13 protein-coding genes are annotated in these 17,676 nt (G+C 67.9%); 7 read left to right on the forward strand and 6 right to left on the reverse strand.

Annotation, left to right across the window (positions count from 1 at the left end; all coding sequences use genetic code 11):
• Positions 1-12: 12 nt before the first annotated feature.
• The gene (locus OXI49_13975) at positions 13-3,879 is read right to left on the reverse strand and encodes a HEAT repeat domain-containing protein (GenBank protein MDE2691620.1); all 3,867 of its coding nucleotides are present in this window, start codon (positions 3,877-3,879) and stop codon (positions 13-15) included.
• Positions 3,880-3,939: 60 nt separating this feature from the next.
• Here OXI49_13975 and OXI49_13980 point away from each other — a divergent pair, with 60 nt between their 5' ends.
• On the forward strand, positions 3,940-5,121 hold the full coding sequence (locus OXI49_13980; protein ID MDE2691621.1) for a sialidase family protein: 1,182 nt from the start codon (positions 3,940-3,942) through the stop codon (positions 5,119-5,121).
• A gap of 67 nt (positions 5,122-5,188) precedes the next feature.
• Here OXI49_13980 and OXI49_13985 read toward each other — a convergent pair whose 3' ends face one another.
• From OXI49_13985 to OXI49_14000, 4 genes are all read right to left on the reverse strand, one after another.
• On the reverse strand, positions 5,189-5,479 hold the full coding sequence (locus OXI49_13985; protein ID MDE2691622.1) for a CopG family antitoxin: 291 nt from the start codon (positions 5,477-5,479) through the stop codon (positions 5,189-5,191).
• Entirely contained in the window at positions 5,476-5,760 is a 285-nt protein-coding gene (locus tag OXI49_13990; GenBank protein ID MDE2691623.1) for a BrnT family toxin, read from the reverse strand. The genes OXI49_13985 and OXI49_13990 overlap by 4 nt, the downstream gene beginning before the upstream one ends.
• A gap of 72 nt (positions 5,761-5,832) precedes the next feature.
• A complete protein-coding gene (locus tag OXI49_13995) occupies positions 5,833-7,056 on the reverse strand; it encodes a cytochrome P450 (GenBank protein ID MDE2691624.1) in 1,224 nt (407 codons plus the stop codon).
• Entirely contained in the window at positions 7,057-8,517 is a 1,461-nt protein-coding gene (locus OXI49_14000) for a serine hydrolase (GenBank protein MDE2691625.1), read from the reverse strand. It abuts the gene before it with no gap.
• Between the two features lie 85 nt (positions 8,518-8,602).
• Between OXI49_14000 and OXI49_14005 the strand changes: the two genes are divergently transcribed.
• The 6 genes from OXI49_14005 to OXI49_14030 all read left to right on the forward strand — a co-directional run bounded on the left by OXI49_14005 (position 8,603) and on the right by OXI49_14030 (position 16,878).
• Positions 8,603-10,705, forward strand: a complete 2,103-nt coding sequence (locus OXI49_14005; GenBank protein ID MDE2691626.1) for a TonB-dependent receptor — start codon at positions 8,603-8,605, stop codon at positions 10,703-10,705.
• A gap of 25 nt (positions 10,706-10,730) precedes the next feature.
• A complete protein-coding gene (locus OXI49_14010; GenBank protein MDE2691627.1) occupies positions 10,731-11,348 on the forward strand; it encodes a helix-turn-helix domain containing protein in 618 nt (205 codons plus the stop codon).
• 99 nt (positions 11,349-11,447) lie between these two features.
• Positions 11,448-12,653 carry an alpha/beta hydrolase gene (locus OXI49_14015; protein ID MDE2691628.1) on the forward strand — a complete coding sequence of 402 codons (1,206 nt, stop codon included), beginning with the start codon at positions 11,448-11,450 and terminating at the stop codon, positions 12,651-12,653.
• Positions 12,650-13,459 (forward strand): alpha/beta hydrolase, encoded by an 810-nt coding sequence (locus OXI49_14020; GenBank protein ID MDE2691629.1) that lies wholly within the window; start codon positions 12,650-12,652, stop codon positions 13,457-13,459. The genes OXI49_14015 and OXI49_14020 overlap by 4 nt, the downstream gene beginning before the upstream one ends.
• Positions 13,449-14,822, forward strand: a complete 1,374-nt coding sequence (locus OXI49_14025; GenBank protein ID MDE2691630.1) for an MFS transporter — start codon at positions 13,449-13,451, stop codon at positions 14,820-14,822. Before OXI49_14020 ends, OXI49_14025 begins: the two co-directional genes overlap by 11 nt.
• A gap of 1 nt (position 14,823) precedes the next feature.
• Positions 14,824-16,878 (forward strand): M3 family metallopeptidase, encoded by a 2,055-nt coding sequence (locus OXI49_14030; protein MDE2691631.1) that lies wholly within the window; start codon positions 14,824-14,826, stop codon positions 16,876-16,878.
• Positions 16,879-16,892: 14 nt separating this feature from the next.
• Here OXI49_14030 and OXI49_14035 read toward each other — a convergent pair whose 3' ends face one another.
• Entirely contained in the window at positions 16,893-17,666 is a 774-nt protein-coding gene (locus tag OXI49_14035; GenBank protein ID MDE2691632.1) for an SDR family NAD(P)-dependent oxidoreductase, read from the reverse strand.
• Positions 17,667-17,676: the final 10 nt, after the last annotated feature.

Below are 17,676 nucleotides of genomic sequence, written 5' to 3' on the forward strand. Positions count from 1 at the left end.
CCAGCTCCTCTGCTAGCTCCTCGCGCCCAGGGTCGTGACGTACTTGAAGAGGTCCAGGAGCTGGGCCTGTGACAGCAACGACGTCAGGCCCGTGGGCATCGGACTTCCCGTCACACGGACGTCCTCGATGTTCTCCGCCTTGATCGTGACCAGCTCCCCCGTGGCGAGATCCTGGATCACGAGATCGCCGGCCTCTTCGCTATCCCTCGTCCAGCGCTTGTACCCCTGGTGGATCATGGAATCGGACGTCGTGATCTCCAGCGCGGTGAATCCCTCCTTGATCGCGCGATTCGGCCATAACGTCTCTTCGACGATCCGTTCGGCGGAGAGCGTCGTGCCGACCGCCGAGAGATCCGGCCCGACCGCGCCTCCCTGGTCGCCGACCTGGTGGCAGGAGTCGCAGCCGAGGTCGACGAAGAGCACCGCGCCCCGCGCGGCATCGCCCTGCTCCGCCGCGACTTCGGCGAGGCTCTTCACGAAGCCGGCGTCGTAGTCCAGCTCAAGCGCATCCGCTCCACTCGCCGTACTGAGCGCGGCCAGCAGGACGTTGTCCGAACGACCGCTCGCGTAGAAGGAACGGAGCAGCGACTTCGCGGCGTCGCGGCCGAGTCCGGCAGACTCGATCGCCCCGGTCAGAGCCGGCACACCTCCCTCGTGGTTGAGGAATGCGACGAGCGCCCGGGTGGCCGTGGTGTCGTCCAGGCCGGGTTCCCCGAACAGCCTGACCGCCAGCTTCGCCGCCGCCCTGGAGTCGAGGCCGACGAGCGCCTCGATTGCTGAGACGCGCAGCGTGGGAGCGTGCGGCGCACCGGCATGGGCCGCGAGCAGCTCTCGCGCACCCTCGGCCTCGAGACTTGCGATGGCGCCGAAAGCGGCCGTCCGCACGAACTCGGGCAACGACTCGTCCCGGGCCATTACGAGCAGATTCTCCCGCGCGTCCTCGGCCCTCCAGACCCCGGCGAGAACGGCGGCGTTGGCGCGAAGCTGGAGATTCGGGTGCCCCAGCATCTTCGCCAGACCCCAGGGATCGTCGTACGGCTCGAGGCTTCCGGAGCGCGTCGCCCTGGCGGCCGCGGCCAGGATCCCTGCATGTGCGCCGGCGTCGTACTTCCCGCCGCTCACATAGCGATCCGGCATGAGCACGAACTCTTCGATCTCTTCCTTTCCGCCAACCGCCAGGAGATTCTCGATCGCGGTCAGACGCGTGTCTTCGTCGAGGTGGTAGGACAGGGCGGTCCTGCGCAGGTCCGCGAGCCTCTCCCTTCCCCCGGCACGGTTGAGCACTTCGGCGAGATGGGCCGACTCGGCGAACTCGAGGTCTCCGCGTTCGTGCGCCGCCTCCCAGTGCGGCTTGAGGTGCTGAATCGCCTGCGAGAAGACGTACTCCATCGAGTCGTCCATCGGGCGATCGACCGCGCGCGCGACCACGGTGATGGACTCCGGCTGGGGGATCGCGGCAGCCGCGGCAACGGCCTCCATCCGTACCTGCGCGTCGTCGTCTTCCACGCGCCTGGCGAGCAGCGCCAGCGGATCCTCGAGGCGGTCGTGCCATCGGCCCACGATGCGCGAAGCGAAGGCGCGTCCGCCGGGCTCCTTCGCTTCGAGCAACCTCCCCAGGACCTCCGGGGCCGGAACCTCGATCGTCGCGTAGGCGCCTACCGCTTCGAAGAGGTGGCGCTCGTACGCATCGCCTTCCGGGTTCAGGCTCGCGACCCACTCTCCAAGGGCGGTGGCGACCGTCTCCGTGTCGCGGCGGGTGAGCTCCCGCTTCGCCTGGTAGCGCGTCCAGCGCTCGGGAGCTTCGAGGGCCGCCACCACATCCTGAAGCGGCGCATCGAGGAGTCTCGGAGGCTTCACGAGGGGCACCGAGGAAGACGTGATCCGCCAAATCCGGCCGTGCGCCTTGTCGCGCGTCGGATCCCGATACTCGTCGTCCTGGTGGCAGATGATCGGGTTGTACCAGTCGACGACGTAGACCGCGCCGTCGGGGCCGACCTTCACATCCACCGGGCGGAAGTTCCGGTGGCTGGAGTGGATGAGCGGCTCTTCCCACTTCAGGGCCGCCCCCGATCCATCGGTCGCGACGGAGAACCGCTTGACGCGATTCGCCTGGTAGTCGCCGATCGCGAACTGGCCCCTGTACTCCGCCGGCAGGTGACGACCGTCGAGATACGCGATGCCGGCATATCCGCCGGGCGCCCCGATCGTGCCGAGGCGGCTCCGGTGAGTCGTCGGGATCTGGCCGAGCGAGAGATTCGTCACGCCGCCCGCGCCATCGACGCTGTAGATCTGGCCCCATTCACTGAACGCGACGCCCCAGGGGTTGCCGGGGCCCATGAAGTCGTCCAGCAGGGGATGCATCTGCAGCAGGCGCGGGCGCAGGCGGAAGAACCCGGACTGGTACAGGTCGGCCGACCCCCACGGGGTCTCGACGCGCGATTCGATGCCGTCGCCCTGCCCCATGTACAGCTCGCCGCCGGGACTCCAGGTGAAGGAACTGATCGTCTGGTGGCTATCGCCCGTTCCGAATCCACTGAGGAGAACGCGCCGGGTATCGGCTCGTCCATCGCCATCCGTGTCCTTCAGAAACAGCAGCTCGCCATGGTGGCCGACGTAGACGCCTCCATCGCCGAGTTCCATGGCCGTCGGAATGTTCAGCCCCTCCGCGAAGACGGTCGAACTCTCCGCGACGCCGTCGAAGTCTGCATCCTCCAGCACGATGATCCGGTCGTTCGGGACATCACCCGGGAAGACATGCGGATACGTCGTCGAGACCGTCACGTACGCGCGGCCGGCCGTGTCCCAGCGAATCGCAATCGGGTTGGTGAGACCGTCCGCCTCCGACGCAAAGAGATTGACCTCCATGCCGTCCGGCACGGTGAACGAAGCGAGCTCCGCCTCGATATCCGCGTCCGGATGGCCGAACAACTCTTCCGGCTCGGGACGTCGATGCCCCGGGTCCGCACCGCCGTTGGCCACGGTCCAGACACGCTCTTCCGCGCTCTCGATCAGGCCGACGAGCTGCTGCCACTCCTCACGGAAGGTGAGATAGCCGTGGCTCGACTGGGTGAAACGCCGGGTCGAGTCGTCCCCGAAGAGCAGCTTCCAGTTGGCGGGACGCCAGTAGTCCAACCACAGGCGCTGCTTCTCGGCGACTGCCGCATGAAGCGTGGCCAGCCGGTCCCAGGACGGGACCTCGAAGCCGAGCTTCTCCGCGATCGTCTCGGATACGTGCCGTAGCGACTCCTCCTTGAGATGCATGCCGTTTTCCGTCAAGCCCGGCCTCGCATCCGAAAAGAGGTCGACGAAGAGGAGGCCTCGCTCCGCGGCGATCTTCCTCGTTGCCCGGACGTACCGCGCAAGGGACCGATTGTGATGCGAAAGGTCAGGTAGAAACTCGCTCGCCGGCCTCTCGAAGGGCGTGGGAGACACGAGCACGACCCGGTCGGCATGCTCCAGGAATCCGTCGATCAACGCGTTGTAGGCCGACCTGAACGACTCGAGCCCTTCGGCTCCCGTCATCGATTCGGCTTTGCCGTACTGCGCGATCACTACCGTCGCGCCGACCCGTTCGAGCTGAGCGTCCCAATCGCCGAAGCCGTCTTCGCGCCAGCGTTCCAGCGAAGAGCCTTGCCGGAAGACGGTGTCCGCCTCCCAGGAGAGATCGCGGAAGGTGGGCCGAGCGCCGGCGAACGCGTCCGTCAGGATCGTCTCGAGAAAGCCCGCCCGCTGCAGATACACCATGTCGGTGCCACCGGTGAGCACGACCACTTCGTCCTCCCCCAAGCCCAACGTAGGCGGTGCCGGCGTGCAGCTCGCCAGGAACATTCCCGGCAGGAGCAAGGTCATGCAGAACCGGGCGCGGGAGGGTCTTGGCATCATTGGAGCAGCCATCGACGCTATCAACGCGACGCGGCCTCTCTGCGACAGGAGGAACCCATGCCCGTCTTTTCCCTCGAACACGCACAACGCCTTGCCGCGCCGGTTCTCCTCGCCTCGTGTCTTCTCGCGTTGGGCACCACCGCGGCGTGGGCCGCCGGTGACGAGACGTATCAGGGAGACGTGGAGGACGTCGTCACCATCGACGTGCTCGACCCTGAAGGTCCCTACGACAAGATCTGGGAGCCCTTCGTCGCGCGCTGGACCGACGATCACCTCATCGCCGCCTACGGCCTGCAGGTGCGCGGCAAGATGGACATGGGCGACATCGTCTGCTCGCTCAGCCACGACGGCGGCAGGACCTGGGACGAACGCATCACCGTCTTCGACCACCGCGTGCGCAACGGCAGCGTGCAGTACGCCTACAACAACTCCGTGCTGTTCAGGCCTCCCAACCAGGACGTCGTCTGGCTCTTCGTCATGCGCGCTCCGATGCACTACCGGGACAGCGAGAACGCCGACCTCGTGGCGGCATACACGGCCGACGGCGGCTACTCCTGGAACCACGTCGAGCTGGCGATGGGCTACCAGGGCTCGCTGATCATCGTCGCGGGCATCGAGACGGTAGAGCGCGACGGAGTCCGTCACTACCTGCTGCCCGCCCACCGCAACTCGCGACGACATGACCCCCATGGCGACCGGCGCCAGTTCGTGCTCGAGAGCAAGAGTCTCCTTCACTGGAAACTGGCCGGCTACGTTCCGTATCCGGACGACGATCCGGTCTTCCTGCACGAGGGGAAGATCGCTCCCATCGGTGACGGCGTGATCGAGATGGTCATGCGGACGGCCACGATGGACCGCGAGCGGCCGCTCGATCCCCCTCTGGCCTACTCGACTCGCAGCGAGGACGGGGGGCGGACGTGGTCGACGGCGCAGCCCGAGCCCGAACTGCCCAATCACCGGGCCAAGAGTTTCTTCGGCCGGGACTCCTCCGGCCGCCACATCTACGTCTACGGGGACAGTGCGTTCCGGCGCGGCCTCTACTACAAGACGCGGGCGCCCGGCGGCGACTGGTCGCCTCAGCGCACGTTCTACGACGGCGGCAACCTCAACAGCTATCCCACGCTGCTCGAGGAGCCGTCCGCGGACGAATCGGGCGGATGGCTCGCGGTCTGGGACAGCTCCGACAGCCCCGACCGGCGCCGCACCGCGATCCGCTTCGGGCGGCTCGCCGTGGAGTGAGGTGACAACAGTGTCGCGACCGAGGCGACCGACCCTTTGCGACGGAGGACTCAGGAGGCCGCTTCGGCTACCCAAGCTCCCCGGTGGCGTACTTGTGAAGGATGCTCGAGATCAGAGTCTGGTATGGAACGCCCTCACGGGCCGCCAGCCGCTTGATTTCGACCAGGTCGTGGCTCGGCAGTCGGATGTTGATGCGCTTGTCCTTGCGGAGTGTCTCGCGGGCCGCGGATTTCAGCCGGTCGGCAACCCGAGACGAACTCGAGACTCTTCGAAGACTTCCCTCCTCGTAGGCTCTCAGGATCTCGCGCTCCTCCGGGTCGAGTGCTGCTGAGTCGAGCTTCGTTGAACGCTGGGTCATTTTCCCCCACCCTTCCTTAGGTACTTCTTGGTCGCTTTCCGGCTCGGGATGATCGTCTTCAGGAAGAAGTCGCCTCCCTCGGTCTCGACGTAGGGAACCAGGTACGCGTACCTGCCCATCTCGATCACGGCGATCCGCTGATGGCGCCGCTTCGGATCCGGATGGTCGAAGATGTCAACCAACGCGCCTGCTTCGATCAGCGTCGCAACCTCCTCGAAGCTGACCCCACGCTCGGCGATCAGGCGTCTGTTCTTGGCGGGATCCCAGAGACAACGGGCCATATCAACGGGTACCCATTGTCGCCGATCGTGTGCCTATCGTCAACAGACCCGCGACAACGAGGTACCGAGCCCCTAAGAGTTCCTCCGGCGCACCACGAGACGTCCGGGCTTGCGGAACTCGTGGCCGTAGGGCGGTAGCGAAGAGGCACGATCGAGCTCGACGCCGGGCCAGCGCTCCAGCAGGGCACGCAGCGCGGAGCGCGTCTCGGCGCGGGCGAGCTGCGCGCCCAGGCAGAAGTGGTTGCCGAGACCGAAGGCCAGGTGCTTGCGGACGTTGGCCCGGCCGGGTTTGAAGCGATCGGGGTCTTCGAACACCGCCGGGTCCCGGTTGGCGCCGCCGACCATGCACTGCACGGTCTCGCCGGCCGCGATCTTCGTGCCGCCGATGCTCACAACCGCTGTCGTGTGCCGCGTGAGTGTCTGGACCGCCGGGTCGTAGCGCAGCGACTCCTCCATCACGTCTTCGACCGCGGCCAGGAAGGCCGCTTCCCCTTCGTTCCGGGAGTCGAGCACGGCGGCCAGGAGGCCGGGTTCGCTCAGCAGGTAGTGGAGTGCGTTGCCGATCATCGACTCCGTCGTTTCGATGCCGCCGAACAGGACGATCAGCAGGTTCGCCAGCGCCTCGGAGCGGGCGAGCGCTCCGCCAGGGCCGGAGAGGACCTCCATCAGCGTTCCGCTTCCCGCCCCGCCGGCCGCCTGCTGTCCGTCCAGCTTCTCCGCCAGGTACTCGCGCATCGCGGCCGCGGCCTCCTGGCCCGCGCGATGTAGCTCCGCGTCTCCCTCGAAGTTCGCCAGCGACCGGGCGAACACCTCGTACCAGGCGCGCACCCGCGGCAGGTCCCTGGACGGCAAACCGACGACGATTCCCATCGTCTCAAGGGCGATCGGCGCGGCATAGTCCGCCATCAGGTCGACCTCGGCCGCCCCGCCGGCGGCCGTTCTCTCGCGGGCCTCGAGGAGTTCCCCGCAGAGCCGGTCGACCCGCGGCTGCCAGACCTCCCGCGACGCCTTGCCGGTGAAGGGAGCGAGGCACGCCTGCTTGTGGCGCTTCTGTTCCTCGCCCTCGACCGACAGCATCTGGCGGCCGAAGGTGGCCTGGATGAGGGACTTCTGCGAGTCGTTGGTGAACCGTTCCGGATCGCGCAGCACGGACACCGTGTCGTCGTAGCCGGCGACCACCCACATGCCCAGGTTCGGCGCCCACACCGCGTCGCCCCGGGACCGCAGCTCCGCCAGGTGCGGATAGGGATCGACCGCCAGGTCCTCGAGACGGAGCGAGGCGGCGACGGCCGCCATTCAGCCGCTGCGGCGCAGCGCGAAGACGCCGTTCAGGTAGTGCGTCGCGCGACCGTTGCCGTCGTCTCCCCAGAACGCCACGTCCCAGCCGCGGTTGCCGCCCATCGCCGGGTCGCGCGGCAGGAACCGGTCGTTTCCGAGCGGAATCAGCTCCGACTCGAGTACGCCGGCTCCCAGCGACCGCGCCATGAGCCGATCACCGTCCACGATGAACGAGAAGCGACTTCCCACCGCCTCGAACCGCCCGACGTAGCGCTCGAGATCGACCTCCACCGGCGTCACGGAGTCCGGGGTGGGGGTTTCCGGCTTGTCGATGCCGAAGACCTCCGGGAACAGGGTGTCGAAGACGCGGTCGGCGAGCGGATAACCCTGGCTCGGCACGTTCGAGATCGTCGCGGCGGCGACACCCTTGCTCGGACACCAAAGCAACAGGGACGAGCCGCCCGTGTTCGTGCCGCTGTGGCCGTAGATCACTTCGCCTCCCCAGCGCTTCCAGTAGGGCCCGGGGCACCACTTCTGGGCGATGACCCGTGCCGGCATGTCGATCTCCGGGGTCTGCATCGCCTCGACAGCCTCTTCCGACAGCACCTGCCGGCCCTCGGCCGACTGGCCGCCGCGCAGGAACAGGGCCGCGAACCGCACCAGGTCGCCGGCGCTGCAGCACAGGGTCGCGCCCGCCGGCGCCATGCTGCGCGGCAGACCCCAGAACGGCACCCGCCGGCCTTCGGGATTGACCGGCGTCTGCGAGTAGCCGAGGGCCACCGGGTGGTAGAGCAGGTCCTCCGGGAAGTTCGCGGAGTGCTCGAGCCCGAGCGGCTCGAGGATCCGCTCGGCGAGCAGGGTCTCCCAGTTCTTGCCCATCACCCGCTGTGCCGCGAGCCCGGCGACACAGGTGCCCGCGTTCGAGTAGCCGTAGGCCGTCCCCGGCTCGAAGATCCCGGGAATTCCGGCAAGTGCGGCGACGTACTGGCCGAGGGCGTCGTCGCCGCGACCGTGATCCGTGTACGGCCCGTTGTCGAGTCCCGACGACATCGAGAGCAGTTGACGCAGCGTCATGTCGACCGGCGGCTGGTCGCTCGTCACCGGCGCGCCGTCGAGGTAGCTCCCAACGGGTTCGTCGAGGTCGAGCGTTCCCTCGTCGACCAGCGCCATGACCACGGCGGCGTTGAACACCTTGGTCGTCGATCCGATCTGGAACAGGGTGTCGGGCGTGACCGCCAGGTCGCGTTCACGGACCGCGAGGCCGGTTGCAACCTCGTGGACCGCCTCGCCGTCGAAGACCGCGAGCTGGGCGCCGACGATGCCGAGGCTGCGAGCGGAATCGTCGACGAGCTGCTGGAGGATGGCCGGGTCGACCGCGACATCCGGTGGGGCCGCGACCAGACCGAAGCTCCGCGCCCGCGAGACGATCGGCATTGCCGCGGCGACCGCGCCGGCTTTCAGGAAAGAGCGTCGGTTCATCGGTTCCGACCCTATCCGCCCGCACGATACGGTCGTATACGATACGATCGTATACAGGGGCAAACAGACCGATCAAGGAGACACAATGCGCAAGCTCGATCCCAACTTCGCCTGGCTCGCCGCCGTTCTCGCCGCCACCCTGTTGGCGCCTCCGTTGGGCGCACAGGACGAGGAGGAAGAGGCCCCCGCGGATGAGGTGAGCGAAGTCATCGTGGTCACCGCGCAGAAGCGCGAGCAGGAACTGCAGGAGGTTCCGATCTCCGTGCAGGCCTTCACCGGCGAGGCTCTCCAGGAGGCCAACATGCGGGATCTGAACGAGGTCATCACCCTTGTTCCGGGAGCCTCCGAAGAACTCTCCAACAACGTCGGCCTGCGCCGCTACCAGATCCGCGGAATCGGGCAGGCCCTGGGCGATCCGACCGTCGGCTACTACTTCGACGATGCCGCCTTCTTCGTCTTCGGGCAGAACTTCGCTCCGATGGGCCGTTCGTTCGACCTGGAGCGAATCGAGGTCCTGCGTGGTCCGCAGAGCACGCTCTACGGCAACGGCTCGATGGGCGGCACGGTGCGCCTGATCACGCGTTCACCGGACTACGGCGGCTTCGGGGCCAGCCTGCGCGGCGGCTACTCCAGCACCGACGGCGGCGGCAACGGCAACTACATCGATGCCGCGGTCAACGTCCCCATGGGCAGCAAGACGGGCCTGCGGCTGGTCGCCAGTACCGAAGACACCGCGGGCTACCAGTTGCTGGCGACAACCGGCGACGACCAGTTCGGCGCGGGCGACGTGACCAACTACCGCGCCATCTTCGACACCACGCCGAACGACCGGTTCAACCTGCGGCTGATGGTCGCGGGCAACGAAGCCGATCAGGAGGGCGGCACCCTGCTCTCGGCCCTCGATCCCCCGACGACGACCTCCGCGTCCGCCGGCGACTACACGCTCGGCGAGTACGAACTCGCCACCGGGAGCTTCACGATCAGCTTCGGCGGCGCCTCGCTCACCAGCACCACGACGCAGATCGACGCGACCGACGAAGTGCAGGTCGGCCTGCCGTTCCCGTTGTCGCCGAGCGGATTCCTCGACATCTTCGCTCAGACCTCAGGGGACGCCCTGAACCACGAAACCCGGCTCGTCTCGCAGAACGACTCTCCGTTCCAGTGGCTGGTCGGCGTCTACTACTCTGAGACGGACGCCCTTGTCCTCTCGTCGATTGAGCCGCCGGTGTTCCCGGACAGCACGGCTGACCGCGGTTCGGAGTCCCTGTCCCTCTTCGCTGAAGTCTCGTACGCCTTCCTGGACGACCGGCTCGTGGCGCTGGCGGGGCTCCGTTCCTTCGAGGACGAGCGGTCCGTGTACAGCAGCTCGTTCAGCACACAGTTGGAACCGGCGACCTTCGACAGCGTCAACCCGCGCTTCAACCTCGCCCTTGACGCCAGCGAGCAGGCGAACTACTACCTGAACATCGCCAAGGGCTTCCGTAGCGGCAGCTTCAACAGTCCCGACACCTGCGCGCTGCACGAGTTGGGCGGGCTGCCGTGTTCAGTGGCAGTCGACTCCGACGAACTGTGGAGCTACGAGCTGGGGGCCAAGTACACCCTCAGCGGAGGGCGCCTCCTGATCGACGTCGCTCCCTACTTCCAGGACTGGAGGGACACCCGCCAGGCCGTGCCCGTCTTCGGACTCTTCCTCGACTACCAGATCGGCGACTCCGAGCTCTACGGCGTCGATCTGGCACTCGACTACCGTCCGGCCAGCGTTTCGGGGCTGTCCTTCCAGTTCTCCACCAACTGGAACCAGTCCGAGTTCACGAACATCAATCCGACGTTCGCGGCCGCCACAGGGGCGCGCAACGGCGACCGTCTGCCGTTCGTGCCCTCGTGGACCGGAACCCTGTCGGCGAGCTACGCCTGGGCGCTCGGCGACACCTGGGCCGGACAGGCATTCCTCGGGCTGAGCCACATCGACGACCAGTTGGGCCAGTTCGGGCCGGGAGCTTCGGCCGACACACGCGATCTGATGCGCGCGCGGTTCGGCTTCAGCAACGAGAGGTTCGGGATCCACCTGTTCGGCAACAACCTGCTGGGCGAAGACGGCGCGATCTACGCGAACTCCGGAAGGGGCCCCACCATCTACACCCAGGACCATCCGCGGCAGATCGGTGTCGAGCTTTCGCTCGACTTCTGAGCCGGTCGTCCCAGCGAACCGACCGATGCCCCAAAACGCAACGGAGACTGCAACCACAACTCAGTTGAATCGCCGCCAGAGACTCATCCTGGCAGGCCGCCATCTCTTTGCCGCGAAGGGCTACTCGGCCGCGGGCGTACGCGAGATCGCCGCGGAGGCCGGCGTCTCGATCGGCCTGATCCGCACCCACTTCGGCTCCAAGGCCGGCCTGCGGGAAGAGATCGATCGGCAGGTCATTGCCCAGATCGAAGATCTCTGCTCGCGGGCCAGTGAGCACCTGGGCACCGAGGCCCTTGACCTCCTCGTCGAGGACGCCGTCGAATGGGTCGAGCGCGAGCGCGACGCGCTCCTCTACGTGCGCGCGGCCCTGATGGAGAAGACGCCGGGGAGCCAGGCTCTCCTCCGTCAACTGCTGGAGATCATGCGTCGATTCGTCGCGCTGAATCGCGAACGCGGTCTTCTCCAGGACGACGTCGACGAGGAGTGGGCAGCCACCTTCCTGGTCATCGACTTTCTCGGACCGGCCGTGCTCGAACCGTTCTCGGAGGAGGAGTTCGGCATGTCGATGTACCACCGCGAGATGGTCAAGAGGCGCAGCGCCTTCATGAACCGCGTCGTGACCCAAGGGTTCATGAAGTCCTGACCTACCGCGAATTTCACCGAGTTCCTACTGCGCTCGCGGATCCGCGCCCTCGCTACGGACCTCGGTGAAATTCGCGGGCCGACAGGTCAAACTCACAGGATGACAGGCGCCCGGCAACTCGCGCTCGCGTTCCTGAGCCGTGATCTCGCCGGCGTGTGGACCGCCGGCGGAACACTGGCGATCGGGACGGCCGTGGCGTTCCGAAGCGACGGCTCAGTGCGGATTGCCGCCGTGGCTGTTGCAGGGTTGGGCGTTCTGCTCGTGCTGGGGACGCTCCGCCATCTGCTGAGCCTAAGGAAGGCGCGCGCTCTCCACCTGCCGCCCGGCGTGCTGGTCAGGGTCGGAGGCCGCCGCATTCACGTGCTGGCGGAAGGAGACGCCGGCGGGCGGCCGCCGGTCGTCTGGATGCCCGGTGGACACGCGGGTGGTCTGGCGCTCCATCACCTGCACAGTGAGCTGCGCAAGGAAGCGCGTTCGATTCTGATCGATCGACCCGGAACCGGCTGGAGCGATCCGGGACCGTTCCCGCGCACGACCGACCGTGAGGCCGATGAAGTGCTCGCGGCTCTCGAAGCCGCCGGAGAGGAGGGGCCCTTCGTCCTCGCCGGCCACTCTTTCGGCGGCCTGCTCTTCGCGGCCGCAGCACGGCGGAGCCCCCGGAGCGTCGCGGCGCTGCTGCTGATGGACGCGACTCCCCCGGACACGATCGTCTACGGGCCGCCGATTCCCGGCCTGGCGCGCATGCGGTGGCGCCCGGTACTCGTAGGGGTGCTCCAGCTCTTCGGCCTGGACGAACTCGCCGAGCGCCTGTCCCGGGAACCGCCGAACCCCGAGTACGAGCGTCTCGACCGGCTGATCCGCGAGCAACTGGGCGAGGCCTGGCACATCGCCCGCGCCCTGGAGCGTGGCCCGCGGGCCGCCTGCGCCAGCGCTTCCATCTTCGACGAACTCAGGCCCGAAGGCATGGCATCCATCGCCTGGACGACTCTCCCCTACGAGGGCGACCTCGACGGCATTCCGGTCCGGCTCGTCGCGCCCGGCGACATGCGGGACTTCGACCAGGTCGCCGAGACGATCGACGAGGAAGCGCCGACGCCCGGTCAACTCGACGCGGCGCGGCTGCAGCGCTTCTACATGCGCAGCCGCGAGCGCTACCTCACCCTCTCCAACCTCTCCGAGCGTGTCGTAGCGCCTCCCGGAACGGCGCACAACTTCCTCTACGAAGCGCCCGACTTCGTGATCGATGTCGTGCGCCGGACGCTCGGCCGGCTGGACGCCGGCTCACCCCGGAAGGCAGAGTCGTGATCGACGAGTACGGCGACGTCGAGGTCGCGCCGGGCGCCACGATCCGATTCCGCACCGTGGGGCCGGTGGACGGAGTGCCCCTGATGCTCGGCCTGCCGCTCATGGCGTCCCACACCGACATCTTCGGACCCGAGAGCGCGGCCACGATCGACGGCTATCTCGACCGGTTGACCGACGCCTACCGGGTCCTGCTCGTCGACTACCCGAACATCGGAGGCAGCACCTCGCCGCCGGCGAAGGAGATGACGGCCCGGCGCGTCTGCTCGGATCTGCTGGCGACCGCCGACGCGGCTGGCTTCGAGGACTTCGTCTACTGGGCGTACTCGTGGGGGGCCGCCGCCGGCCTTCAACTGGCCGCACGCAGCGATCGCCTGTCGGCCCTGACTATCGGCGGCTGGCCGCCCCTGGGAGGTCAGTACGCCGACATTCTCCGGGCCGCGCGCCGCCAGGTCGACGATCCACCGCAGTCGGCCCGGGTCGTCCTCCGCGAAGCGGCCCAGTACGCCCAGTGGGTGACGTTCTACGAGAGCGTGCTCGACTGGCCGGAGCAGCGGGCCGTAGCGGGGATCGACTGTCCCCGGATGGTGTTCTTCGGCGGCAGTGGCGACGTCGACCCCGGCGGTGAGGACATCCGGATCGCGAGCACCGTTCGGGAGCGGCGGGACGAGCTTGAGCGGCTCGGCTGGACCGTGCACGAGTTCCCGGGGCGCGACCACTCCCTGTGCCTCGATCCAGGAACGGTCGTGCCACCGGTACGGGCCTTCCTCGACCAAGCGCTCTCGCGGGCGCCATCCGATGAGCGGTAACCCGGCGCTCGGCCGCGGCGTCCTCGGCGCCTACGGAGCGCCCTCGTTCGCGCAGGCCTTCATTCACGGTCCGGCGATCTCCATCCTGCAGGGCATCTACGCCAAGTTCTTCGGGCTCAGTCTCCAGGAGATCGCGTTCGTCATCCTGATCTCGCGCATCTTCGACGCGGTCAACGACCCGATCGTCGGCTTTCTCTCCGATCGCTACCGGGCTCGCCACGGCACCCGCAAGCCCTGGCTCCTGGGAGGCTCCCTCATTGCCGTCATCGCCTGCTGGTTCCTCTACGTGCCCAGCGGCGAGGTGACGATGTGGTCCTTCCTCTTCTGGTATCTCCTGGCCGACATCGGCTGGACGGTCTCGGAAGTGCCCTACAGCGCCTGGCTGGCGGAGATTTCCGACGACTATGAAGAGCGAGCGCGGATCACCACCTGGCGTACGATGGGTCGCTTTCTCGGTCTGCAGGCCTTCTTCGGGCTGCCCATGGCACTGCAATCGATCACCGGCTCCACCGACTTCACGCCGGAGACGCTGCGCTGGGCGGCGGGGCTGGCGGCGGTCGCGCTGCTCGGCACCGCCCTCGTCGCCACCCTGGTCGTGCCCAACGGACGGTCGCGTGAGGAATCGTCGGCCGGCGACGGATCATCCTCCCTCGTGGACGCCGGACGCGCCGTTGCCGGCAACCGGCCGCTCCTGAGCTTCACGGGGATGTTCGCCATCGGCGGACTCGGCGCCGGCATCGCCTCGGGCCTCTCGTTCTTCTACATCGACGGCTACCTGCAGCTCGGCGAGCAGCTTTCCGTGGTGATGGTCATCAGCATTCCGATCAGCCTGGTCGCCACTCCCGTCTGGGGCACGCTCTGCCGCCGGTTCGGCAAGCAACAGGCATGGGCAGTGGGCTACGTCGGCGCCGGCGTCGCCTCGCTCAGCTACTACTTCATCGGCCCCGGGGAGAACGCCGCGCTCCTGCTCATCACGGCCCTGCTCGTCGTCAACGCCCTGATCGTGGTGGAGGCGGTGGCGGCGCCGGCCGTGCTGGCGGACGTCGTCGACTACGGCCGCCTGCGGTTTCGCGACGACCACGCCGGCAGCTACTTCGCCTTCTACGCCATGGTGCAGAAGATCAACGTCGGCATCGGCGCCGCGCTGGGCCTCCTGATCGCGGGGACGTTCGGCTTCGACGCCACCGTCACGACCCAGAGCGCGAGCGGCCGGTTCGGCCTGCTGCTCGCCTTCTCGCTGCTGCCGGCGGCGTTCCTCTGCATTGCCGCGATGTGGATCTGGCGCTTCCCGATCGACCGTCGACGACATGCCGTCATCATCGCGGCGATCGAGCGCAGAGCCGCGCGCGAGATCGAATCCTGAAGTGGCCACCGGTACCGAAGCAGCCTCGCTGCTCGAGCCCTGGCCGGACGAAGCCGGCATTGGTGTCGGTCTCCCGCCGTTCGAGCGGCTCGAACCGCGCGGCCTCGAGGAGGCGCTCGAACTCGCCACCGGCGAGCGTCGCGAAGCCGTCGCCGCGATCGCAAGCGATCCGCGGCCACCGACGTTCGAGAACACGGTCGAGGCGCTCGAGGTCAGCGCCGTGCCGCTGGCGCGCCTCGAGAATCTGCTGCGACACCTGGCCAGCACCGGATCGGGCGAGGAGATGCAGGCACTGCACCAGCGGATGGCGCCGCGACTTGCGGCCCTCGAGCACGAGATCGCGGGCCAGCGCAACCTGCTGGAACGAATCGCCGCGGTGCTCGAGCAGGAGTGCCTGACGGCGGAGCAAAGGCGACTCACCGAAGTGCTGCGGGAGCGTCTTCGCCTCCGCGGTGCGGGTCTCGAACCCGAGGCGCGGGCACGCTGGACGCAGGTAAGCGCCCGCCTCTCAGAGCTCCAGGTGCAGTTCATGCGCAATCTGACGGCCGAGCAGGACGCGCTCGTTCTCTGGCTCGCCGACGAAGACGATCTCGATGGCTTAGGCTGTGAGCGGCGCGCGGCCATGGCGGACGCCGCCAACAAGCGCGGACGGCCCGGACAGTGGGCGCTGCCGATCCAGCGTCCGATGGTGTGGCCCTTTCTCACACGATCGCGGCGCCGCGAACTGCGCGAGGAGGTCTGGAAGCTCTGGATGGGCCGCGGCGCCAACGACGGCGAGCACGACAACCGGCCGGTGATGGCCGAGATCCTCCGTCTGCGCGGAGAGAAGGCCCGGCTGCTCGGCTACTCGTCCTACGCGGATCTGGCGATGGATACCCGAATGGCGGCCAACCCGCAGGCCGCGCTCGACCTGCTGCTGGAAGTCTGGCGCGCCGTGGAAGCCACCACGCGACGACAGCTCGCCGAGTTGGAGAAGCTGGCCCGGGCGGACGGGCTGGACGGGGAGTTGCAGGCCTGGGATCGCCTCTACTACGCGGAGAGGTACCGGCAGTCGCACTTCGGTCTGGACGCCGACGCGGCACGCCCCTACCTGTCCCTCGACGCCGTGAAGTCGGCCCTGTTCTGGAGCGCGGAGCGTCTGTACGGTCTCCGCTTTCGCCGGCTTGACGATGCGCCCGCCTACCATCCCGAGGTCGAGGCGTTCCTGGTCCACCGCGGCGACGACCCGCTCGGCGTGCTCTGGCTCGACCTCCATCAGCGGGACGGCAAATCGCCCGGTTCGTGGCAGGCGCAACTGCAGGCTCGCTCCTCTCACCCGGTACCGAGCCGCGGCCACACCGTGGTCGTATCCAGCCTGCCCAGGCCGCGGGACGGCGAGCCCGCGCTCCTCGTCTGGGAACTCGCCAACGTGCTCTTCCACGAGTTCGGTCATGCGCTGCACATGCTCCTCTGCCGGGCCGGCTATCCGTCGCTGGGCAGCCTCGCCGTCGAATGGGACTTCATCGAGCTGCCCGCGCTGCTCAACGAGCTCTGGTTGCGGGATCGGGAACTGCTCTCCCGGCACGCTCGCCACGTCGGGACCGGCGAACCGATGCCCGAAGAACTCGTCGCCTCGCTCGACGAGGCGCTGCGCTACGACCGGATCTTCAGCCTCACGCTCGAGTACCTGGCAACCGCGATCGTCGACCTCAGGCTCCACCAGCTCGCCGACGGCCAAGCCATCGACGCCATGGCGGTGGAAGAAGAGGTCCTGTCCGAACTCGGCGTACCGGCAGCCGTCGAGCCGCTGCTGCGGGTCCCCCACGCCGTGCACACCTTCTCGGAGGAGGTCTACGCCGCCGGCGTCTACTCCTACCTCTGGGCCGACGTCCTGGCCGCCGAGGTCGCCGGTGCGTTCGAGCGGGCGCCCGGCAGGCTGTGGGACACGCAGGTCGCCGACCGCTATCGCGAGACGATTCTGGAAGCGGGAAGCACCGCGCCGGCCGCCGAGCTGTTTCGCGCTCTCATCGACCGGGAGCCCTCACCGACGGCGCTGCTCGACAGGTTCGGCCTTTGATGGCTACGGGGACCTCAACCGCGCCCCATGAACGGCATCTGGTTCGCCATCACCGTCAGGAAGGGCACGTTCGCGTCGAGCGGGAGCGCGGCCATGTAGCGCACCGCGTCGACGACGGCGCGCACGTCGATCGTGGGCTCCGGCTTTGTTCTGCCGTCGGGCTGGGCCACGCCCTCGGACATCCGCGCGGTCATTCGCGTGTAGGCGTTGCCGATGTCGATCTGTCCGCAGGCGATGTTGAACCTGCGGCCGTCCAACGAGGTCGACCGCGTGAGCCCGGTGATCGCATGCTTCGTGGCCGTGTACGGAGCGGAGTTCGGGCGCGGCACGTGCGCGGAGATGGAACCGTTGTTGATGATCCGTCCGCCCTGGGGATCCTGTTCCTTCATCAGCCTGACCGCCCGTTGCGTGCAGAGAAAGGCGCCGGTCAGGTTGACCCCGACCACCCGGTTCCACTGTTCGAGGGTCAGGTCCTCGATCGGCACGGGCGGCGCGCCGGTGCCGGCGTTGTTGAACAGCAGGTCCAGCCGGCCAAACGCGCTCGTCAGGCGGTCGAACACCGCCTGAACACCCTCCACGGTGCTGATGTCCGCGGCTACTGTCCGGACCTTGTCGGGATCGCCCGCGCCGCTCTTCGTTGCGACCAGCCGATCCTCGCGGCGGCCGGCAATGAGCACGTGGTAGCCGTCTTTGACCAATCCGTGCGTCACGGCGCGGCCGATCCCGCTGCCGCCGCCGGTGACGATTGCGACTTTGTCTGCCAAGTCCGTGCTCCTCGCTTGCCCCATCCTAGACTCG

It is taken from the genome of Acidobacteriota bacterium (genome assembly GCA_028875725.1).
In the GTDB taxonomy this organism is placed as follows: Bacteria; Acidobacteriota; Thermoanaerobaculia; order Multivoradales; family Multivoraceae; genus Multivorans.